The organism is Aromatoleum tolulyticum, assembly GCF_900156155.1.
In the GTDB taxonomy this organism is placed as follows: Bacteria; Pseudomonadota; Gammaproteobacteria; order Burkholderiales; family Rhodocyclaceae; genus Aromatoleum; species Aromatoleum tolulyticum.
On the sequence record NZ_FTMD01000001.1, the window covers coordinates 398,175 to 419,096 of the forward strand.

Below are 20,922 nucleotides of genomic sequence, written 5' to 3' on the forward strand. Positions count from 1 at the left end.
CTAGCCCTTGCCGCCACGCCAGATGGAGAACAGCACCCAGATGCCGCCGATGACGGCGGCGATGAAGCCGAGCAAGCCGAAAGATGGCAGGCCGGGCTCGCGCTCGACGGTCATGACGATGGCCGAGCCGATGATCAGGGCGGCGGTGACGACGCTGATCGCCAGGCGGCTGGCGGCGCGGTCGAGACGGTCGCCGAAATGCTTGAGGGGCAGGACCTCGACTTGCACCAGGAGCTTGCCGCGCCGCGCGGCGCGCAGGAGCTGGCGCAGGTCTTGCGGCAGCCCGGCGACGAGGGCAAGCGTGTCGCGCAAGGCGCGCCAGCCGCGCCAGACCAGGGCGCCGGGCGCGGCGTGGGCGAGCAGCACCCGTTCGAGAAACGGCGTAGCCTCGCCCGCCATGTCGAAGTCGGGGTCGAGCTGGCGCCCCAGTCCCTCCAGGGCGATGAAGGCCTTGATCAGCAGCGCCAGGTCGGGCGGCAGGGTGAGGCCGTGCTCGCGCAGGATGGCGACCAGGTCGGAGAGCATGGCGCCCAGATCGAGGTTCTTGAGCGGCACGCCGTGATACTGGTCGACGAAGGCGTCGATCTCGGGCTGCAAGGTCTCGCTGTCGATCTCGGCGCCGCCGCTCCAGTCCAGCAGCACTTCGGCCACCTTCTCCGCATCGTGGCTGACGAGACCGTGCAACAGCACGGCCAGCTGATAGCGGCGCTCCTCGGAAAGGCGCCCGACCATGCCGAAGTCAATGAAGGCGATGCGGTTGTCCGGCAGGTAGAAAACGTTACCGGGATGCGGGTCGGCGTGGAAGAAGCCATCTTCGAGCATCATCTTGAGCACGGCCCGGGCACCGCGACGGGCCAGCAGCCTGCGGTCGAGGCCGGCCGCGTCCACGGCGGCCAGGTCGCGGCCGGCAATGCCCTCGACATAGTTCTGCACATTGAGCCGCCCGCCGGTCCACGGCCAGTGGATGCGGGGAACGACGATCTCGGGGTGGGCGGCGAAGTTGGCGGCGATGCGCTCGGCGCTGCGGCCCTCGGCGGAAAAATCCAGTTCGCGGCGCAGCGACAGGGTGAAATGGCGCACCACCTCCCGCGGCCGGTAGCGGCGCAACTCGGGCGCTTCCGCCTCGACGATCTCGGCGAGACGGGCCAGCAGGCGCAGGTCGGCCTCCACGATCGGCCGGATGCCGGGGCGCCGCACCTTGAGGATGACCGCCGTGCCGTCCGCCAGCCAGGCGCGATGCACCTGGGCCAGCGAGGCCGCCGCCAGCGCCTGCGGTTCCAGGCGTGGGAAGATGGCCTCGGGCGACTCGCCCAAGTCCTCGGTCAGCTGCGGCAGCAGCTCGGCGAAAGGGATGGCGGGTGCGGCATCCTGCAGCTTGCTGAACTCGGCGATCCATTCCGCCGGGAACAGATCGACGCGGGTGGCGAGGATCTGCCCCAGCTTGACGAAGCTCGGCCCCAGCTCCTCCAGCGCCCGGCGCACGCGGGCCGGCGGCTCCAGCCGCGCCAGTTCCTCCGGTTCGTGCCAGTGCAGGGTGCGGCCGGCACGTTCCAGGGCGCCCGCCATGCCGATCCGCCGCACCAGATCGCCGAAGCCATAACGGATCAGGACGGAGGCGATGTCATGCAGGCGGCCCAGGTCGCGGACGGCGCCGATCGCTTGCCATAGCATCAAACGTCCTTGCCGGTATCTTTCGATTCCAGGCGGGCAGCGATGCCCTGGAGCAGGCCGGCGGCCAGACCGGCAAGCAGCGCGGCTTCATGGCGCACGACTTCCGTCCCTTTCTTGGCCTGATCGCGAGCGCCTGCCGTAATGGCCTGGGCCAGTTGCTCGAGCGCGATCCGGGTACGTTGGCCGACGGCCGAGCCACTGGTGCGGGCATGTTCGGCAAGCTCGGTGAAGGTGGCCTGGACGACGCCCTTGGCGCTCTGCGCGGCCTCCTGCAGCGTTTCGATGAACAGCGTCTGCAGCGTAGCCAGCTCGTCCGCCGCCCGCTTCAGCCCCTGCCGGGAGAACTCGCTGGTGCGACCCGCGGCCTCCTGAATGGCCAACTGGGCGGCCTCCGCTGCCCCGGCCAGGGCCTCGTCCAGACCGCGCATCGCCTCTTTCAGCGCCTGTCCGCCGTGTTCCCCGAGCGGCGCGGCGCCTTCGCGGGCGCCTTTGACCACGGCCGCCGTCACGCGTTTGAGCGCCTCGGTGTCGAGGCTGCCGCGCGTGAGCGCATCGAGCGTGATCGCGCGCACCTGGGCGGCGATCGCGGCCGGGTCGGTGGCGAGGGCGCCTTGTACGCGTTGCTCGATTTCCTCCGGCGTCATCGAGGGAAGACGTCCCTGCTCTTTGAGCATCCGGTCGATCTCGGCCTCGGCCTGCAGCCAGTCCTCTGCCACGTTCCCGCCCAGAAAGGCGCGCTTCTCCGCGCGAAAATAGGCGGCCTCCGCGATCATTCGATAGCGCTCCTCGGCGGTGACGGGCGGATTCTTCTCCGCAACGGATTCCGGTGCCGCATTCGAAGCGGAGGTGGATTTTGCCTTGGTCATGGTCGCTGCTCCTTTTCAAAGTGAGAGTGTGGAAAATCCGGCGTGTACGGGGCCGGGTATCGGTATGAGCTGTCCAGGAGCCCCATCCTCAGCGTGCCTCCCCCTCGGCTGCGGCTAGGCTCCTTCGCAGCAGTTCGCATACGTGGCGTGCCAGCACTTCGGGGTTGTCCTGGTGGGGCCGGTGTCCCGGCATGAACTGACGGGTTGCACCGGTCTGGAAATGGAAGATCACCAGGCCAAAGATCGACATCGCAAGCAGGTGGGCATCCTGATGCGGGTCCAGTTCGCTGGCGAGATCATGGACGGCGACGAACATGTCCCTGAATACATGTTTGGCCAAGGTGCTCTGACGCGCCTCGTCGCTGTCCAGAAGTACCCACTGCACCAGCCGCAGAAAGTCCTTATCCGTGGCCATCATCCGGGCGAGCCCGGCCACAAAGCGTTCAAGCCTCTCCCGTGGAGTACCGTCGCCGGCCAGCATGTCTTTCAGCGCGGCCTCTCTTTCCCGGAATTCGTAGGCCACCGCATCGAGATAGAGCTGGTCCTTGTCGGCGAAGTGGTAGTAAAGCGCCGCCTGGGTGAGGCCGACGGCAGCAGCGACATCGCGCATCGAGACGCCGTCGTAACCGTTCCGCGCAAACAGAGGCGCCGATAGTTCAAGAATCTCTTCCCGCGTTTTTCGCTTGCGAATGATCCTAATCGGCTGGCGGATCATAGATTGGTGGCCCTTCCGATAAACTTAACGAACGATCAGTATATCTCTGTCAGATGTGGTTTGCACCATCCAGCCTACTGAGAACCTGTTCACAATCCTTTGAGCAGTAGTGCGATGAAGGCCAAGTGGACGAACTGCAAGCTGGTGTTGAGTTTCCGCTCGCAGTTTTTCCAGTGGCGGCGGCATTTCTCGATCCAGGCGAATGACCGCTCGACGACCCATCGCTGAGGCATGACGGCAAAGGAATGCAACTCGCTGTGCTTGGCGATTTGGACTTCAGCGCCAAGCCATTCCTCAACGGCATGAGCGAATGGCTGGCCGACATAGCGTAAGCGCCCGGAAAACTCACCTGTCCCATGGCGCGGTCATCCGCTGAAGATCGTGCCCACCAATTTCGATGGTGACACTATGGACGTTGGCATCCCGCGCCGAGCCCGGCGAACAGGTGCTCATTGCCAAGTACCAGGGCATCGTGTGCTACGAACGCAACCGCCAATGGCGAGGTAGAAGCGATGCTTTACCAAAGATGAGGGGAGGCCCCTCGAAGTCGGCTTGCAGGGGCGGGCTCTTCGTCAGTTTCTCTCCTGCCGTGAGTGACAGAGCGGCGAAAGCGATGCGGGAGACCATGCGTCACTGGCGGCTGCATCATCGTGGTGACCTTCCTTTGGACGATCTCGTACGTTGGACTCGCTCCGTGATTCATGGGTGGGTTGCCGATAGGTGCCTTCCTACACAGGATCGGCGGCAGCAGATACCGACAGGTAAGGGTTGTTCGGTGGCATATCGCTGAACAGGACTCGCGGGTCTTCCAGCAGGTAGCCGTGGAGTCTCCGCGATTTCCGCGGCCCTGTGACTGCGCATATCCAGATGTTCAGACCATTCTGCTGCTTGCGGTGCAATTGCAGCTTCTCGAAGCGTTTTTGCACCCATTGCCAATCGGCCAGTTGGTCTTGCCTGGCAAGGAAGGCGGTTCTTGGATGTTCCTGAGCGTAACGCTGGAACACGCCGGGGCTGACCAGATAGACGGTATCGGCGACCGTATGCACCAGTGCCTTGGTGTCATTGATGATGAGCTTGCGCTCTTCGATATGCCGGCGCAGCCAGGCGACGAAATGCTCGCCTGACGGCGTTTCCTCCAATCCTGGAATCGACGCAGGCGTCGCCGAGTCGAGCGGTAACCTTGACTCACCTGACTCAAGAGGCGGCTCTTCCAGGGTTGGAGAAAACATTTCGGTGGTCGACGAGAGAACAGCCGACGCCATATCTGGAATGTCGAGCAGATCCAGAAGCGCCTCGACGCCTTCGCCGGCTGGCTGCGCCGACAGAGGCTCGGGGGCGACCGAGTCCGGTACGGCGGGCAACGATGCGGAAACAGTTGCTTCCCCCTCGTCCTGCACCACCATCACTGTGCCGGCGAACGGTGTGGGCCGCTCATTGCCTTCCCAGATCAGCGACGGTGCGAGGCGCAGGAGCGTGAAGGTGTGAGACCAGCCCGCGTCGCTGGTGATGGTCGCCTTCCAGATGGCCTTGCCCTCTGGCGTCGGTTGCGCAATGCCATGGTCCTGCAGCACGTTGAAGACGGCGGTGTTGCTGGACGGGATGCCATCGATGCCCTGGGCCAGCAGATGGGCGCGCAGCTTGTCCGAGACCGTCTTGCTGACCAGCCACAGTGCATCCTGGGTCAGCCATCCGTCCGAGGCCTGGGGCTGGTTCAGTTTGAACTCTTCCTTGAGCAGGTAGCGCAATCCGTCGAGGAGCTTGCGTTGGAGCGCATGGCGGGGTGCCGCCAGCGCCTTGGCCGGATCACCACCCAGCGCCTGGGCGACCGAGGCTTGGTCGGCCTGCACGACCAATTCCCCGAGCATGCCGGCATGCTCGTACTGGCCGGCCAGCACGTACAGGAGTGCCGACCACAGGTCCGGATACACGCTGAGCCAGTCGAAGATACCGGCGTCGAGCAGTCGGGCGTAGAGCAGCCCGGTAGCTGCGCTGTGCAGCCGGTATTCGCGTGCCTTGTGGTAGCGGAAGCGGTACGGCTTCCGGAGCGGACCATGCCAGGGATGCCAGATCGTGCCGTCGGCATACTCGACATGCAGGTCGACGGCGACCTTGCCGACGTCGTGCAGCAGTGCCGCGTAGGCGATGCCCGCAGTCCAGGCCTCGGCCTGGGCGGCCTGGGCTTCCGGCGTGGCGCCGGCCGGCAGGAGATGGGACTGTCGCAGCTTCAGCGCGTAGGCCACGATTTCCAGGCCGTGGTCCAGCATGCCGCCCAGGTAGGCGTGGTGGTGGCTTTCCGAGGCTGGAAAATTCTGGACCAGCTCGGCGTAGCGCTCCAGTGGCGCCCGATACAGCGTGGCGAACTGGTCACGGGAGACGGACGTGCGCTGCCAGATGTGTTCCAGCAGCTTCTGCCGGCGCGGTGTCGCCAGCAGTGATGCGGCCGATTCCGTCCGCGTCAGCCCTTTGGGGGGCTCGGCGGAGGGAGTGGGCGTCACTGCGGTGGCAGGTGGCATCCGTTTGCGTTGGAACAGCGAGAGCATGGCGAATCCTGGATGGCGGGCTGTTCGGGGGAGCCTCTTGGCCCTTTCGGGTAGGGCCTTTCCCCTTGACCCCGTTCCCTTGCCCCTTCCCAGCCCTTTGTCCTTTGTCGGAAAGTCTTTGGTATAGAGCAGCGAAGGTAGCCGAGCCACAGCCAATGCGGGACTGGCCCAAATCGGATTCTGGCGGGAAGGCGCCTGTGCCGGGGCTACGATGGGGCCTTCTCTTTCAACTGGATGGAGGCCCCATGCTCAGGCAGATTGACGATGTAAGGAAAATTCCTTACCATGCAAGTGTTGTCATCAGGAGAACATCCATGCCTGAGATCCATGAAGTCGCCACGCTGACCTCCAAGGGCCAGATCACACTGCCCAAGCCCATCCGGCAGGCACTGGGCGTGGACGCCGGCGGAAAAGTGGCCTTCGACCTGCGCGGAGGCGAAGTCATCGTGACCCGCGCGGACGCCGAGCACGAAGACCCGGCCATCGAGGCCTTCCTGGGCCTGCTGGAGGCCGACATTCGGGCCGGCCGGCATGTCCAGTCCCTCCCGGATGATCTGGCCCGGGTCATGTTGGCGAGTGCCGGCCACGCGGTCAATCTCGATGAAGACATCGACGGCGAAGTGGCGCTCTGATGCAGCGGCACGGTTGGACGCTCTTGTTCCACGAGGGCGTGATCGAGCAGTTGCGCAAGCTGCAGGCGGCCGCAGAACGGGCCGAACAGAACGACCCGCAAGGGTTCGAGGGCAACGCCAACGTCAAGCTGTTTCGGGCGCTGAGCCAGTTGATCATGGAGGTCGTGCCGAGCGATCCCTCACGGGACGAGTACCGCCAGGGCAACACCCTGGGACCGGCGTACCGTCACTGGCGGCGCGCAAAGATCGGGCGGCGATTCCGCCTGTTCTTCCGCTACGACTCCAAGGCGAAGGCGATCGTGTTTGCCTGGGTCAACGACGAACAGACCTTGCGATCGGCTGGCAGCGAATCCGATCCCTATGCGGTGTTCGAGAAGATGCTCGGACGTGGCAATCCGCCCGACGACTGGGCGGCGCTTGTAGCAACGAGCCAGGCGGAATGGGCATCGAAGGAACGTTGATTGGATGTCGCATGGAGTTTCAAACGATCTTTGAAAAATCCACGATGGATCCAATCGACGATCCCTTGGAGCGGGTGCCGAGTGAGAACCCATAGGACGGCCATGAGGTAGCCACCATGAAGCTCGCTGCACAGACCACTTTCGCGGAACGCGCTGGCCGGACACTGGGCCGGATGTGGCGGGCTTGTGTGCGTCTGGACCGCCAAGCGCACGACTGGCTGGTGGCGCAAGGATTGGCGCCTGTTGCCGCCCGAGGGGTGTTGCTGATCCTCAAGCTCGTTGCATTCGGCGTGCTGATTTACGTCGCGCTCTGGCTTGCGATGTTGATCATGATCGCCGTGTTTGCGGGTTGGACGGCACGGAACGCCGCTCCCGGCGAAGCGGAGGAATGGGCGATCGGCGATCAAGCGGATCACAAGCGCAGTGTTTTCTACGATCCAATCAACTACGACGACGATCCAGACCCCCGCTTTGATGATGAGCGGTAGGTAGTTACTTGGCTGCCCGAACCACGGTGCCCGTGCCCCTTGATCCGGCTTGGCCTGCTGATTTCGTGCCTTCCGACAGCCCCTGAAGCGCATTGCCGGCGCGGATGCCCACCCATCCCAGGGCCGTCACCCAAAAGCCCGGAAGCACGATGAACATCGTCGCCATGACGAAGTTCAGCAGCATGTCCCCGAAGGCGTTGTTCAGGCCGATCAGGGGATCGAAGTTCGAATGCGGCCGGCTCGCGCCGAAGCCCCAGCCATAGAGCGCATCGAGGATCGTGCTGTCGAGCCAGCGCGCGAGCTGGAACCAGAAGTCCACGAAGAACAGCGCAAACTCTACGCAGCTCACCGCGACCAGGGCCTTCAGCTCGTAGGTGCCGAAGAGCAGCACCAGCGGGATGCAGATGACGAGCGCCATCTTGAGCAGCGACAGCACCATCGGCAACGCCTGGCGGACCACATCCATGGCCGGAAAGAAGCCCAGCGAGCCGACGGCCATCCCGAGGTCGCCGGCACCGCGGGTCACGATGTTGGGCAGCGTCTTCTCGATCTGGCCGCCGTAGTCGGTGTAGACGGCGCCCTGGTTCATCTTCTGCTGCCTGGGTGAGACGACGGCGCGGATCACCGAGTCGTTGACCTCGTTCTGCGACAGGAACCCCGCCCAGCGGCCGATACGGGAGAGCAGATCGGGATCGACCTGGGCCAGCAGGCGGGCGCGTAGCCCGCTGTTGCCGTCGGACCACCACTGCCGGCAGCTCGGATAGCCGCCGCCGCTGTCCACCTGGGCCAGCCCCGCGTCGCGGGTGGCATCGTAGGGCCAAGCCGTGCGCGGCGTGCTCGAATGGTAGGTGTCGTAGAAGCCGGGCGCGTCGAGGAAGTAGCTCGAACCGATCCAAGTCACGTCGTTCATCTGCTCGTCGGAGAGCGTCGGCCGGTTCATGAACAGTTTGGCGCGCGAAGGCCCATAGCAGTCGTGCACGAAATCCCCGACCTCCTGGGCCAGTACCGGGTCGTCGATGCGGGTGGAATCGACGTCCATGCGCATCTGCCGCAGATCGGTCCCGCAGGGGATCGCCGCCACCGCAGCCCCGGTGACGGCCTTGGAGATGGCGTGCATGAAGAACCACCACACCGGCACCAGCGCGCTCTGGTTGTTGAGCGTGGTGTAGGCGTTGGACCAGCCCGTGTCCGCCGGCTGCGGAACGCTGACCTGGCACTGCGCGGAGCGGCTCGTATCGAAGCGGATCGTGCTCAGGTCCACCGGAATGAAGGGGATGCCGGCGAACATGATGACCACGATCGCCACCCAGACGCGGTTCTCGATGCGCATCGAGGACAGCACACCTTTGTTGCCCTCGTCCGCGCCTTCCGCGCGCGCCCGCAGCCACTCCTGGATCACGATGGCGACGAACGGGAGCGCGAACACGCCGCTGGCGACGAGGATGTTCCAAATGCCGTTGTTGACCAGCCAGCCCACCAGGGTCAGGTAATACTCGAGGTAGTCGGTCGTGTAGAGGGTCATGACATCCTCCCCGCCTCAGCCATGGCGCAGCAGTTGGCTGCCTTCGAGCAGTACGATGGTCGTCACGGCCGCGATCTCGACGCGCAGCAGGCGGTGATGCGTTTCGGCTGACGGCTCGCGTTGCCGCAGGCGCTTCCGCATCCACCACCAGCCATAGGCCGTCGCCGCGTAGAGAAAAAGCCGCCAGACGAGGAAGTGGGCGGAATGCGCGTGCAGCCAGCGCTCCCAGCCATCAATACCGCCGACGACATGAATGCCGGCGACGTTCACTGCCACCGCGATTCCGGCCACCAGCAGCGCCCACAGCAGTGCGACGCCCACCCGGCGGTTGAACAGCCACGTAGGCCGCAGCCACGTGCGGCCGGTCATGGTGTGCTCCGGGGTTTCTGGACTTCCTTGAGGCGGTCGCGCGTGGTGTCGCCCTCGAAGATGCCGCGCGAGCCGCCGGCGCGCGTGCCGTGGCGCTGGACGATGGCCATCGCGGAGTTGCCCGCCAGCGTGCGCCGCAATTCGAGTTCAGTCTTGAGATTGCTGATCTCCTGCTCCAGCGCGCCGTTCTCCTGATCGACCGCCTTCACGGCCAGCTCGTTGGCCGCGACGTTGGGCTCCTTCTTGCCGGTCAGCAGCGTCCGCTGCAACAGCAGTGCCTTCTCCAGCACGCTGGACAGCGCCGCCTCCGAGGCCAGGCGCTTGCCCAGCAGATCCTGGTCGGGCTCGTCACGCAGGGCCTCGATCACGCCGCGGGTGATCGGCAGCGAGTTGCTGCCGGCCGCTTCCAGGTTCGCCACCGTCGTCGGCTTGGCGCCGGTCACCAGTTCCTGCAACGCCTGCAGCTTGGTCTCGTACTCCTCCTGGATCACCGGTGTGAGCCCGACACCGGGCGTGGTTTGGGTCTTGGTGCAGCTTTCGCAGGTGCGCTGCTCACGCTCGCCCAGCACGCGCGTCGCCCAGGCTGCAGCCGCACCAGGCGAGGACCAGGTCTGGCAGGTCAGCCGGTTGCCGCAGGTGGCGCGAGAGATCGACGAGGTGTCCGTCACACTGCGCCCGTTGAGCAGGTTGTAGCCTGCGCGCGTCACGTCGCCCACCACCTTGATCGACCCCTGGCCCGAGCCGCCCGCGTTGCCGCCGCCGACCCAGGGCACGCCGTTGTTGCCCCTGTTCGACTCGGCCTGCTCGACGGCCGACACGGCATCGGTGCTGCTCACCGCATCGCGCAGCGCCATGCCCTCAGCGAGTTGGTCCCAGCCTGCCTGGCCGCCCGCCATGTCCGCGAGGCGGTTGGCGATGGCCCGGCAGGTCATCTTCGAGCGGTCGAAGTCCAGGCGAGCCTGCAGGACGCCGTTGGTGAGTAGGTTGTAGAGGCCCGGATCGGCACGCTGGATGATCAGCGCCGGCAGCGACGCCACGGCACTGGTGGCGTTCTGGATCACCGTGCTCATGATCGCCTGGAAGCCGTTGGTGATGCCATTGAGCTGGTTCTGCAGCGTGGTCGTGATGCTCATGTTTCCGCAGATCAGGTTGCTGTTCCAACCGACACCGACGCCGATGCTCTGCATGTTTCCCGCACCACCCATGGAAACGGCCCGGCCGCCACCGATGCTGTAGAGCACGTCGTCGCCGATGACGCTGCCATTCACACTGACGCCCCTGGGATTGATGCGGGTCTGCGCCCAAGCGACGCCCGCTGCCATGACGGCACAGGCGAGCGCAACGGCCAGGGTGTAGAGCCTGGCTCGCTGAGTGATGTGGGAAAAGGACACCTTCATCGCGGGCACCTCACTGGAAATCAACGCTACCGAGGAAAACCTGCCCACGGCGCTGGCAGCAGGCATAGGGCCGCCACAGCGCCCAGGCGTAGTCGCCTTGCTGCGCTTGTACGCGCGTGTTGCTGTGAGGGAAGACGGCACAAGTGCTGGAAAGTGTGGGCGTCAGTTCCTGCCACTTGCCGGTGGAAGCGTCGCCCTCCATCAACGCCCCAGCCGGCCAGTAGCCATCGCGCGCATTCGCAAGCAGCGGCTGATAAACGTGGATCTGACCACGCCGGGTCACGATGTCACCCGCGCGCTGCACCACCACCGCGCCGCTCTTGTAGTCGTCGGTTTGATGCAGGAAGCCGCCGCGTGGGTAGACGCTGCCCCACAGGTTGGCGCTGGCGTAGCTTCCGATCTCACGCATACCGGGAATGAGCGCTTCCGGGAACACCATCTCGGGGATGTAGTAGCGCCAGGCCAGCGTGTCGAGCGTGCTCAGCAGGTAGGGCATGAAGGCTGCGCCGGCTCCCTGACAGGTGTAGCCGGAAGCGCTGGCGAACTGGCTGAACACCGAGCCACCGGGATGCCCGATCACATCGGCGTTCTTGAACTTGGCGAGGTTGTTCTCGTTGTCGTGGTTCGTGGTGCCATCGCCGCCGGCCTGCGCCATGGAATTGGGCGTGCTCATCGCCCGCACTTCCCCCCACGGGTTCGCGCCGGTGTTCGAATAGCTGGATACCACCGCATCGGGAACGTAGTGGCGAACCTTGACCGAGGTGCGTACCGAGCAACCGAACATGGTGCAGAACAACCAGTAGCAGACACCGACAACGCGGTATTCCAGGCAATCAGGCGACAAGGACGATGAAGTGATGGTCGCCGTGTTCAGCGCGAAGCTCGACGTGGCTCCGCATAGCAACAGCGAAGCCATGACTGTCCGCAAGCGTTGGGACGGCGCTGTTGACAGACGGGTCATGGCCGCGCGCTCCGATAGGCATCGATACGGGCGGCGGCACGCGCCACGTTGGGCTCGCCGTAGATCACGTAGCGTCGATCGACCACCACTGCGGGAATCTTGACGATACCCAAGCCCCAAGCTTCGGCAACATCCTGGTAGGCAAGCCCAATGTGGCGTTGCAACGTCTCGTTGCCCTCACGCAATCGCTGCTGCATGATTGCCTCGGCCCGCCCCGGATCGGCCGGTAGCCCCGTCGACAGTTCGGCTTCGATCCGGGCTGGGAGGTCCAGTTCTATGACACGTTCACCACCCATGCGCTGGATCGGGTGACGGCTGTCGGTTACGACCAGCACGTCGGCCAGTGCTACCCCGCTCAACAAGACCATGCACAACCCCGTCACCACTACGGCAGCCATGGATTGCCACGACGGTGAGCCAGGAAGAAAGCCGTGAGATGAAAACAGCATGTCGCGCCTCCGGGGGGTCGATACAGGCTGTAGTCGAAACCAAGAGCGTGTGCGGAGCGACAAAGAATCCGTTGCCGGGGAGTCCCCATTTTTCAGGAGTGCTGCAAAAGTATGGGAGCCCGAGGGCTCCCATTGGGATGAACGGCGGATGCCGGGACAGCGGGGAGCTACAGCAGACCGGCCTCAGCGAAGGAGTACGGCTTGCCCTTGCCGACGATGAAGTGGTCCACCACCCGGACATCGACAATGGCCAGAGCGGCTTTGAGTCGATCCGTGAGCGAGCGATCAGCGGTCGAAGGCTCGGTCACCCCAGAGGGATGCTGGTGCGCCAGGATCAGCGCCGACGCGTTGAGGGCCAAGGCGCGCTGGACGACCACCCGCGGGTATACCGAGGTTTGGTCGACTGAACCCTTGAACAACGGCTCGTAGGCGAGCACCTGGTGCTGGCTGTCGAGGAACACGACAGCGAAGACTTCGTTGGGCTCCACGACCAGTTTCAGGCGCAGGTAGTCACGCACGGCGGCAGGACTGTCCAGCAACGCCCCGGCTTTGAAGATGCGTTTCTCCAGCAAGTTAATGGCCTGCTGGATGATCCAGCCTTCGTGCTGGGCGGCGATCAGGGTAAGCGACTCCGGGCGGGAATCGGCGACGACACAAGACATGGCGAACCTCCAATGGATGAGATTGGAGGGCGTATGCCCCAGGAGGGCAAACCCTCCAAAGGACGACGGGGATGGAACAGAGGAAGAAGAGGCATCCACCGCCACAAACGCGGCGGCTGTTCGCAGGCGAGGATGCGAAGCGAACGGGTTCGATCAGTGCGGTCGAGCCGCACCGTAGCCTTGAAGATCGATGGCTACCTGGGCATGTCGCCGACAGAGTCGGCTGGCATTTCCTTCGATGGCAAGCCGGTGGTGCCGCTCGCAGTGAGCAGATCGAGAGCAGACAGCAGAGCATCGCCCTCGACGGAGCCGTGCAACAAGAGAGCCTTGCCGGTCTCCCGGTCACGTAGTTGCAGCGCCGGCGTAGCGGAAACGCCGTTCTTTACCGCCTCCTCAACCTGGGCGTGGATCACCGCGTCGGGCCGATCACTGGCGAGACACTGCTGCGCGGCAGGCGTGAGGTCGGGATAGCGCAGCCCTTCGGGCAGCCCCTGCCCGTCGCCACGCGTGTTCGCGTAGACCCAGTCTACGGCCTGCCAGAACGCGGCGGGGCCGCCGGCCTCACCGATGCACTCGACCAGGCGTGCCTCGGCGGAGGCCGCCGGTTCATGCATGGCCAGCGGCAGGTGATGCCATTGCCAGCTCATTTCTGGATGTCCATCGATCCAGTGCTTGAGTACCGGGAAATAGGTTCGACAGAACGGACACTCCAGATCGGCATACTCAACCACCGTGAAACGCGCATCGGGCCGGCCATAGCGCCAGGGTGGCCTGGATGGTGGTGAAGGTACAGACGGCACCGTCTCTGTGGAGCTTAGAGGGCGGGTTTCAACTTGTGCCGTGGCACGCGGGCGCAGGAAGGACAAGGCGGCGAGCAGAAGCAAGGCGGCTGTCAGCAACGCGAGCAGAATGAAACGGCGGGATCGTACGAATCCGGGCAGGTGCATTGCCGCCTCCCCGTCACGCCAGCGTATCGAGCGCCAGCGACTCGATGCCGCGGGCATGGTCGATTTTCTCGGCCACTTTGAAGGCGGCATCCAGCTCGCCGATGCCGTACTGCTGCATCAATTGGTAGCGCTCGGCCTTCTCCTCCGGCTCGGTTTGGGCCAGCGCTAGGTACAGACTGGGCGGCACCGCGCGGAACAGCACCTCCATCGACTTCGAGAGGATCACGCCTTCGCTAAATTTGCCGGCCTCCTTGCGGGCGGAGAGCATCAGCGCCTTCTGCGCCGGGTTCAGCTCGCGGAAGCGCGCGATCTTCTCCACCTCGTCCGGGGGCATGGAGAGGCAGATCCACCACTCGATCATGTTGAGCATCGGTTCGGCCGCCTTGGGCAGGTCGTCGATGTTCTGGGTCGCCAGCCAGTACCAGGCGCCGAGCTTGCGCCACATCTTGGTGATCTTGACCACGTAGGGCGCGAGCAGCGGGTTCTTGGTGATGATGTGGCCCTCGTCGGTGACATTGATGATCGGTCGTCCGAGGAACTGATCGCGTTCGGCGATGTTGTTCACCGAGTTGATGAGGCTGATGTAGGCAATCGAGAGCTGGGCGTTGTAGCCCTCGCGGGCGAAGGTCGCCAGGTCCACGATCGTGATATCGGCCTCGGGCCAGGGTGTGCCGGGACGGTCGAACATCTCGCCGTCGACACCCTGGCAGAACATGTCCATGGCGTCGGCCATCTCCAGCAGCCGGGTGCGCCGTGCCTCCGGCAGCGTCGCATCGCGGGCGCGTTCGCGCAGCGCGTCGCGCACGTCGCGCGTGAGCACGGTGCGCTTCTCCGCCACGCAGCGCTGAGACGCATCGAGGATGCACTGGCGGATCAGGCTGCGGTCGGCGCGCGTCATGCGAGCCTCTTCCTTGTCCTCGCCACCGGTGATCATCAGCCGCGCGGTAATCTCCAGTTCGCCCAGCACGTCGCGCTGCTCGTCGGCATCGGCGACCTGCGCTACCTCGTCGCGGTCTTCGTCCAGGTCATCAGCATCCAGCGTCTGCACCTGGCTGGGCGTTTCCACCAGGCGGTGTGCGTCGGCGAACGGGGCGAGGCTGACCCCTGCGCCGGGTGCGAGCTTTACGCGATGCACCGTGAGGCCCAGCCGCGCCGCGAAGTCGCCGAAGAGGCCGAAGCTGTTGCCCGCCTCGACGATGAAGAGGCGCGGCCGGTAGATCGCCGTCACCTGGTTCAGGATGTTGTTGAGCGTGGCGCTCTTGCCCGAGCCGGTGGGGCCGAACAGGAACAGGTGCGCGTTCATCTGCCGGTCGAGGCGATTCAAGGGATCGAAGGTGATCGGTCCGCCGCCGCGGTTGAAGAAGGTGATGCCCGGATGCCCCGTCCCCTGGCTGCGGCCCCAGACCGGCGCGAGGTTCGCGGCGTGCTGCACGAACATGAGCTGGGTGTACCACTGGCGCCTGTCGAGGGCCGGGTCGAAGATGCAGGGCAGCCAGCGCAGGTAGCTGTTGAGCGGCGCCACCTCGTCTTCCTCGCGCACCGGCTGTAGACCAGCATTGAGCATGACATTGACCAGTTGCAGGCCGCGGGCGTCGAGCTGCGCCAGATCGCGCCCGCGCAGGAAGAACGCCAGCGCCCCGCGATAGAGCTTGTGCGCGCTGCCGATCAGGCTGCGCGCGTGCTGCACGTCCTGGCGGGTCTGCTCCGAAGCGAGCGTCTCGCCGACCGACTTCCTGCTCAGGTGGTTCAGGTACGCTTCCAGCACGTCCTGGGGCGTGGCGACCAGCGTGAGGCACATCACCGTGTCTTCCGGCATCTGGTCGAACAGCGCATTGACCGCATCACCGCCCTTGCGGGTCTCGCCGGTGATGTGGCCCGTTGGCGGCGGCATGCGCAGGCGGTCCATCACGATCACCCGGTGTGGCATGCCGTCGAAGAGCCAAGTGCCGTTGCCCACGTCCGAGCCCGGCTGGCCGAAGAACAGGCGTTGCGCGAAGTCGCCGCTGGCCAGCTCGATCTCACCCTCTTCCGTCTCCTCGGGATAGCGGGTCAGCGCATAGAAGCGCTCCCGATCCTCGGCGCTCGGCCCCAGCAGCGTCGGGTGGGGATTGAACCAGCGCAACAGCCAGTCGTGGATGTCGGCGGCGTTCATGCGCCGCGCCTTCACGCCCGCGTTCGCGAGCCCGCCGGCGAGCCGGTCGCAGATCGTGGCCAGGGCCTGCCCGGGGGACTGGCCGCGCCGCGACGACGCGGTGGTCGGGGTACGCCGGTAGACCACCATGCGCACGCGCCGGACTTGGCCGCGCCATGGCAGGCGTGTCACCGTGGTGTCCTCGAACAGGCCGCCGGGCTTGGCGATCGCGCGCAGGTGGTGGGCGAAGAAGCGCAGGTAGAATTCGCTGAAGGCGCTGCCCCGGGCGCGTGGCCGCACGTAGCTGGCCAGCCCGCGCAGATAGCCGTCCCAGTTCGCCTCGTCCTGGGCGTAGAGCTGGACCACCCAGGGGTTCTCGTCGAGTTCGTCGAAGGAGTCTTGCAGCGCGTTCTCCAGCGCATCGCGCGCCTGCCACAGCCAGGCCAGTTCGCGACCCTCGGTGCCGACCGGCGCCAATTCAAAGAACGCGGCGACCGACTGGCCGTCTTCCAGCAGCATGCACTTCGACTCGTTCAGGTATTCCACCCAGGGCAACAGATCGGCGAAGGACGGGGCCACGCCGTAGAGCGCCTGGGCGTCCGCCTCGGTGGCCGGCTTGCGGCGGCGGACGGCCAGCGCACTGCCGGGCTCGCTGATGCCATGCGTAGCCAGCATCGACACGTGCCGCGTCCATGCGTCGTCGGCATCTGCCTCTGCGCCGGCTGGGGTTTCGGCCGGGCGCGCCTGCAGGAAGGGAACGGACCAGGTCATCAGTAGTCCTCCAGACGCTCGCCCGGCATGGCGTACTGAACCCGCTGGTAGAGCGGAAACACCGTGGTGTAACCGGGCACCGGCACGGGGTCGGTGCCGGCCAGGTGCGGCAAGACGTACATCACCAGGTCCGGGTTCGGCAGCCGGTGGAACTGGCGGTAGATTTCGTTGGCCGCCGTGCGGGTGTAGGCCGCATTGTTCGCGGGCGCGGCCTGCACGTCGGCCTCGATCAGCGGCCGGCGCAGGCCCTGGCGCGCATCGAGCAGTTGCCGGGCCGACTGGCCCCCGCCAGCGCTGCCGCCGGTCTCCTGGTTCCAGACATCTAGCATGGTGTGATCGCCATGCGGCAGCACCTTGTCCTTGCTGGTGGCACAGCCGCCCAGCGCCGTGGCCACGAGCATTGCCACGACCGTATCAGTCCAGTTCCGACGCATGGGCGCCTCCGATGCGGTGATTGACCCGGCGCCCCTTGGCGTCGTAGTCGATGTTGAGGGGCTGCTCCAGGTGGACGGCGACCTTCGCGCCGGGCTGCACGTAGATGGCGGCGAAAGCCTGGCCGTAGAGCTTGTTGACCCAATCGGCCATGTCGCGCACGCCACCGGCCAGGATGCGGCCCATGGCCTCGTTGCCCGAGATGCCGACCGTGCCGAGCGAGCCGTTGCTGTTGGCGACCACCGCCATACTGCCGTTGTCGGACTTGATCAGCGAGGCCGCACCGGCACCGGCCGCGGTGATCAGGGCCTGCGAGCCGAGGTACTGCTGGGCGTTGCTGCGCCGCTCGCCGGAGACGCAGGGGATGCCGTAGGGATCGCTGATCCAGCCCAGGCCGCCCTGAGTGGCACTGCCGCCGGTTTGGCCGCCGTTGCCACCCTGGCTGCGCGAACTGTTCTCCGGCACGGTGCGGATGGTCCCGTCCTGGAACACGAAGGTCACGCTACGGATCTGTCCGCGCACGCACGAGAGCGTCCAGTCGCCCGAGGCGGTGCCGCTGACCACGGCGCCGGCCACGTCGGGGATGTCGATGCCGTTGGCGGTCAGGTTGTCCGGCCCGATCAGCACCTTAAAGGGGTACGGGTCATTGACCGTGCCGTCGATCGGCACGCGTCCGATCAGCGCCGTCATGGCAATCGACCCCATCAGCGTCGAGTTCGACGGCACCGTGTAGACCGGCTTGGCGGAGGCACCCATGGCGCGGCTGCCCGCATCGGCGACGGTGCTCGCAACGCTGTCGGCCGTATTGGTCAGGGCTTTCTGCGCGGGTCCGAAGCTGGTGGGAAATGTTGGGCCGCTGCTCGCGGCGCCGTTCTTCGGTGGCTTGGCGTCGTCCGGCTCCACCCAGCGCGTGCTACTGCCGCGAGCGCCGCTGCCCAAGCTGCCGCCGAAGTTCTTGCCGTCGCCTTCCTCCAGGCCCAGCCCGACAGGCAGATCGGCCTGGCCGCCCTTGCCGGTGAGGCCATCAAGGCGCCGCTGCAGGTCCTGCAGCAGGCTCTGCGTCTGCTGGCGGTCGCTGGCGACCTGCTCACGGTCCTGCTGCAGGCGGCCGCGCTCGCCGTCCAGGGCAGTCTGGATGCGCTGGTCGACCGCGCTCTCGCGGGCGCGCATGCGTTCGTTCTCGGCCTTCTGGTTCTTGTTGTCGGTGAGCGCGGTCTGCAGCTCGTTGCGCAACTGCTTGACCTGGGCGACCAGCGTGGCAACGGTGTCGCGCGGTGTGTCGCCCTCGATGCCCAGGGCCTTCATCTCCTCGGGCGTGAGCGGATTGGCGGCGCCGGGTTGCGCGGGTTTGGCGCCGCGGTCGCCCGAGAACAGCTTGATGCCGACGAAGATCACCAGCAGCGCCATCGGGATCAGCAGCCACTTGAGGAGAGGGTTACTCTTCATCGCGAGCGCCTCCTCCTTCGGCCTGGCCGGCTGCGGCTGCCGGCGGCAGACTCACCGCCGCGTCGATCGGCGCGACCTTCGGCAGCAGCGACTCGGCCAGGCCATGGCCACGGGTGACGAGGTAGACCACGGTGGTGTCGGCCGATTGGCCGGCGGGCCCCAGGCTCGCATGCTGAAAGGTCGCCGCGACGAAATCGCCCTGCAGGGCGCGCGGATCGAGGTTCAGCCAGCGCGCGGAGGTGTTGGTGAGCCTCACGGCCGTCACCCACTGGTCTTCGAGCCGCCATGCGGCCAGCGCCTGTGCGCGCACCGGCAGCGTGGGCAGCAAGGTGCTCAGCGCGAGGCCGCGGCGCAGGTTCACGCGCCCGATGCCGGCGACCGGCTCGACGGTGCGCAGCGGCGCGTACAAGTTTTGCGCGGCATGGCGCGTCAGCACGACCGATACCGGCGTTTCGCGCCGGGGAACGGATTTGTCTGCGGGCGCTTCTGCCTGCTGGTCCGCGCCGCTTGCTGCACTGCCGCCGTAGCGCTTCGCGGGGGCCTCCGCTTCCACGATGCGCACGGGCTCCAGCGCCGGCTGGCCCGCCTTGGCCGGCTCGGCGGCAATGTCGATCAGGATCAGCGCCCCGGATTCGGCATCCTGCAGTTCCAGTCGCGACGGCGGAATCGGCTCGCTCGCGCGCAGGTAGATCGCACCGCCCGCGCTCTGCACCCGCAGGTGCGATCCGATGCTCTCCGGCACGCCGATGCGCACGTTGCGGTCGATGAAGATCACGCGCTCCTGGCCGACCACGAGCGGTACGGCCAGGGGCAGACGCTCCCAGCGCAGGATCTCCACGGCCTGGCTGGTGGAGACGAGCCCCATGCTGAGCAGGAAGCCGGCCAGGGCCGGCAGGACAAGGCGCTTCATGAGGCTCCTCCTTGCAGGTGGTTGGCTGCGGCGGGCTGGGCGGCCGGCGCAGGTGCCGGCGCCGGTTCAATGCGCTGCGGCGCGCTCGCGTAGCAATCCAGGGCCAGGCCGAAGGGGTTGCGCTCCGGATCGACGTCCATGCGTTCGACCTTCAAGGCGTAGCGCACCAGTGCGCGCTTGACCTGCTCGGAGCCCAGGTACTCGTCGGCGCTCACGTCGAGGGTGACGATCCAGTTCTTTGCCGACACGACCTGGACGCGCGACGTGGGATCGTCGCCGTAACCCCGGCCGGGAATCTCGTAGATACCGCGCACGCGCTGACGCAACTCGCCGTTGCTGCGCCGGAATTCGTAGTCCTGCTGCAGGAACGAGCGGCAACTCGGCGTGAGGTAGGCAGACAGCGCCTTGAGGTTGCGCGGGTAGTCTTCCTCGCCGTTGGTTGGCCAGCGCTGGGCCTGCTGCCAGATGTAGAAGGTGAAGGCGTAGACGCTTTCTGGAGGCACGTCCCACCACTTGCGGGTGCTGCCGGAGCGCAAGTCCGGGGGTACGTGGATGGTCAGGCTCTTCGGCGCGCTCCACCAGCCGAACCCAAGCAGCAGTGCCACGACGAAGAGCGCGGCGGCGCCGAGGCGCAAGGTCTTGACGTGCGCCCGCAGGTGCATGACTTCGTTCTTGAACCGACTCACTGGACAGCCCCCCTGTCACTGCGTGACGCCCTTCCCGAGGGAGGATGGGCAGCACCTCGACGGATGGACGTGGAAGGCCGCTGGCGCCGCGTGGTCCACCAGCCCGAGCGGGTGATGAGCTGCCGTCCCCCCACGTGGGCCGCCAGGGCAGGATAGCGCAGTGCGAGCCGCCACTGGAGCTGGCGGTACAGCCAGATGTCGGGCCGGCCGCGCTTTTGCCGGCGCAGGAAGCCGCTACCCGCAAACACGCCGAGCCCGATGCCGACGACGATCAGCGTCGGCACCATGGCGATGCTGTGCGTGAGCCAGGCCAGCGGTATGCCGGCCAGAAATCCAGCTACGGCCGACAGACCAGCGCAGACCCACAGCTCGTCGGCGGTCAGTCCGCGCACGACCACCGGGTGGCGGTTCAGGCGATGCGGCAGGAAGGTCACGAGCCCGTCGCGCGGACTCTCCGGGGAGCCGGCCATCGGTGCCGGCCCTCAGAGCACGCCGGTGGCCTTGGTCAGCAGCCAGATGCCGACGACCAGCAGGATCGCGCCTACCGCCACCGTCAGGCCGAACTGGCCCCACGTGGTGCGGCCGGTGTGGATTTCGGCATAGCGCGTATAGGCGTGGTAGCAGACCCCGACGAACATCGAGGCGACCACGAGCAGCGCGATCAGCAGCACGATGTCGTAGCCGTAGTTCTGCAGCGTCTGCATGATGCCGCTGCCCGCGCCGCGCGACGGGTCTTCCATGGTCGGCAAGCCGGCAGCGAACGAAGCCAGCGGCGTGGCCGCGATGCCCAGCGGAGCGAGTACGGCGGCAATGCGCGCGGCGCGATGAGAAGTCGAAGAAGGGTTCATGGCGATTCAACCTTTCGT

Annotated in this window: 21 protein-coding genes and 1 pseudogene; 3 read left to right on the forward strand and 19 right to left on the reverse strand. The window is 66.1% G+C overall.

Translation table 11 applies throughout. From position 1 onward, the window contains the following. From BW991_RS01820 to mobH, 5 genes and pseudogenes are all read right to left on the reverse strand, one after another. Positions 1-1,671 (reverse strand): ABC1 kinase family protein, encoded by a 1,671-nt coding sequence (locus tag BW991_RS01820; protein WP_076600376.1) that lies wholly within the window; start codon positions 1,669-1,671, stop codon positions 1-3. Continuing rightward, complete coding sequence (locus tag BW991_RS01825; RefSeq protein WP_084204919.1) at positions 1,671-2,537, reverse strand: DUF2934 domain-containing protein; 867 nt, start codon at positions 2,535-2,537, stop codon at positions 1,671-1,673. Before BW991_RS01825 ends, BW991_RS01820 begins: the two co-directional genes overlap by 1 nt. Positions 2,538-2,625: 88 nt before the next feature. Then, positions 2,626-3,252, reverse strand: a complete 627-nt coding sequence (locus BW991_RS01835; RefSeq protein WP_076600377.1) for a TetR/AcrR family transcriptional regulator — start codon at positions 3,250-3,252, stop codon at positions 2,626-2,628. An 89-nt stretch (positions 3,253-3,341) separates the two neighbouring features. Next, a pseudogene (locus BW991_RS01840) lies at positions 3,342-3,578 on the reverse strand (transposase); the annotation flags it as partial. 402 nt (positions 3,579-3,980) lie between these two features. Then, positions 3,981-5,792 carry a MobH family relaxase gene (gene mobH / locus BW991_RS01845; RefSeq protein WP_076600378.1) on the reverse strand — a complete coding sequence of 604 codons (1,812 nt, stop codon included), beginning with the start codon at positions 5,790-5,792 and terminating at the stop codon, positions 3,981-3,983. A gap of 314 nt (positions 5,793-6,106) precedes the next feature. Here mobH and BW991_RS01850 point away from each other — a divergent pair, with 314 nt between their 5' ends. The 3 genes from BW991_RS01850 (at position 6,107) to BW991_RS01860 (ending at position 7,373) form a co-directional block, all read left to right on the forward strand. Further along, a complete protein-coding gene (locus BW991_RS01850) occupies positions 6,107-6,424 on the forward strand; it encodes a type II toxin-antitoxin system PrlF family antitoxin (protein WP_076600379.1) in 318 nt (105 codons plus the stop codon). Beyond that, positions 6,424-6,885 carry a type II toxin-antitoxin system YhaV family toxin gene (locus BW991_RS01855; RefSeq protein WP_076600380.1) on the forward strand — a complete coding sequence of 154 codons (462 nt, stop codon included), beginning with the start codon at positions 6,424-6,426 and terminating at the stop codon, positions 6,883-6,885. The genes BW991_RS01850 and BW991_RS01855 overlap by 1 nt, the downstream gene beginning before the upstream one ends. A gap of 116 nt (positions 6,886-7,001) precedes the next feature. Then, positions 7,002-7,373: a DUF3742 family protein gene (locus tag BW991_RS01860; RefSeq protein ID WP_076600381.1), complete on the forward strand. Its 372-nt coding sequence runs from the start codon at positions 7,002-7,004 to the stop codon at positions 7,371-7,373. Positions 7,374-7,377: 4 nt separating this feature from the next. Here the strand turns inward: BW991_RS01860 and BW991_RS01865 are convergent, their stop codons facing one another. From BW991_RS01865 to BW991_RS01930, 14 genes are all read right to left on the reverse strand, one after another. Then, positions 7,378-8,895 (reverse strand): conjugal transfer protein TraG N-terminal domain-containing protein, encoded by a 1,518-nt coding sequence (locus BW991_RS01865; protein WP_076600382.1) that lies wholly within the window; start codon positions 8,893-8,895, stop codon positions 7,378-7,380. 15 nt (positions 8,896-8,910) lie between these two features. Continuing rightward, a complete protein-coding gene (locus tag BW991_RS01870) occupies positions 8,911-9,264 on the reverse strand; it encodes a hypothetical protein (RefSeq protein ID WP_076600383.1) in 354 nt (117 codons plus the stop codon). Further along, positions 9,261-10,586 carry an integrating conjugative element protein gene (locus BW991_RS01875; RefSeq protein ID WP_235943303.1) on the reverse strand — a complete coding sequence of 442 codons (1,326 nt, stop codon included), beginning with the start codon at positions 10,584-10,586 and terminating at the stop codon, positions 9,261-9,263. Before BW991_RS01875 ends, BW991_RS01870 begins: the two co-directional genes overlap by 4 nt. Before the next feature lie 85 nt (positions 10,587-10,671). Continuing rightward, positions 10,672-11,622 (reverse strand): TIGR03756 family integrating conjugative element protein, encoded by a 951-nt coding sequence (locus BW991_RS01880; protein ID WP_076600384.1) that lies wholly within the window; start codon positions 11,620-11,622, stop codon positions 10,672-10,674. Then, entirely contained in the window at positions 11,619-12,071 is a 453-nt protein-coding gene (locus BW991_RS01885; protein ID WP_076600385.1) for a TIGR03757 family integrating conjugative element protein, read from the reverse strand. Before BW991_RS01885 ends, BW991_RS01880 begins: the two co-directional genes overlap by 4 nt. A gap of 167 nt (positions 12,072-12,238) precedes the next feature. Further along, a complete protein-coding gene (radC, locus tag BW991_RS01890; protein ID WP_076600386.1) occupies positions 12,239-12,733 on the reverse strand; it encodes a RadC family protein in 495 nt (164 codons plus the stop codon). A 194-nt stretch (positions 12,734-12,927) separates the two neighbouring features. Continuing rightward, on the reverse strand, positions 12,928-13,680 hold the full coding sequence (locus tag BW991_RS01895; protein WP_076600387.1) for a DsbA family protein: 753 nt from the start codon (positions 13,678-13,680) through the stop codon (positions 12,928-12,930). Between the two features lie 13 nt (positions 13,681-13,693). Next, entirely contained in the window at positions 13,694-16,582 is a 2,889-nt protein-coding gene (locus tag BW991_RS01900; protein ID WP_076600388.1) for a conjugative transfer ATPase, read from the reverse strand. After that, positions 16,582-17,016 (reverse strand): TIGR03751 family conjugal transfer lipoprotein, encoded by a 435-nt coding sequence (locus tag BW991_RS01905; protein ID WP_076600389.1) that lies wholly within the window; start codon positions 17,014-17,016, stop codon positions 16,582-16,584. The genes BW991_RS01900 and BW991_RS01905 overlap by 1 nt, the downstream gene beginning before the upstream one ends. Then, positions 16,997-18,460: a TIGR03752 family integrating conjugative element protein gene (locus BW991_RS01910; RefSeq protein WP_076600390.1), complete on the reverse strand. Its 1,464-nt coding sequence runs from the start codon at positions 18,458-18,460 to the stop codon at positions 16,997-16,999. Before BW991_RS01910 ends, BW991_RS01905 begins: the two co-directional genes overlap by 20 nt. Further along, positions 18,450-19,370 carry a TIGR03749 family integrating conjugative element protein gene (locus BW991_RS01915; protein ID WP_076600391.1) on the reverse strand — a complete coding sequence of 307 codons (921 nt, stop codon included), beginning with the start codon at positions 19,368-19,370 and terminating at the stop codon, positions 18,450-18,452. Before BW991_RS01915 ends, BW991_RS01910 begins: the two co-directional genes overlap by 11 nt. Further along, complete coding sequence (locus tag BW991_RS01920; RefSeq protein ID WP_076600392.1) at positions 19,367-20,056, reverse strand: PFL_4703 family integrating conjugative element protein; 690 nt, start codon at positions 20,054-20,056, stop codon at positions 19,367-19,369. Before BW991_RS01920 ends, BW991_RS01915 begins: the two co-directional genes overlap by 4 nt. Beyond that, positions 20,053-20,526 carry a TIGR03750 family conjugal transfer protein gene (locus BW991_RS01925; RefSeq protein WP_076600393.1) on the reverse strand — a complete coding sequence of 158 codons (474 nt, stop codon included), beginning with the start codon at positions 20,524-20,526 and terminating at the stop codon, positions 20,053-20,055. The genes BW991_RS01920 and BW991_RS01925 overlap by 4 nt, the downstream gene beginning before the upstream one ends. A 12-nt stretch (positions 20,527-20,538) precedes the next feature. Further along, a complete protein-coding gene (locus BW991_RS01930; RefSeq protein WP_076600394.1) occupies positions 20,539-20,904 on the reverse strand; it encodes a TIGR03745 family integrating conjugative element membrane protein in 366 nt (121 codons plus the stop codon). Between the last annotated feature and the right edge of the window lie 18 nt (positions 20,905-20,922).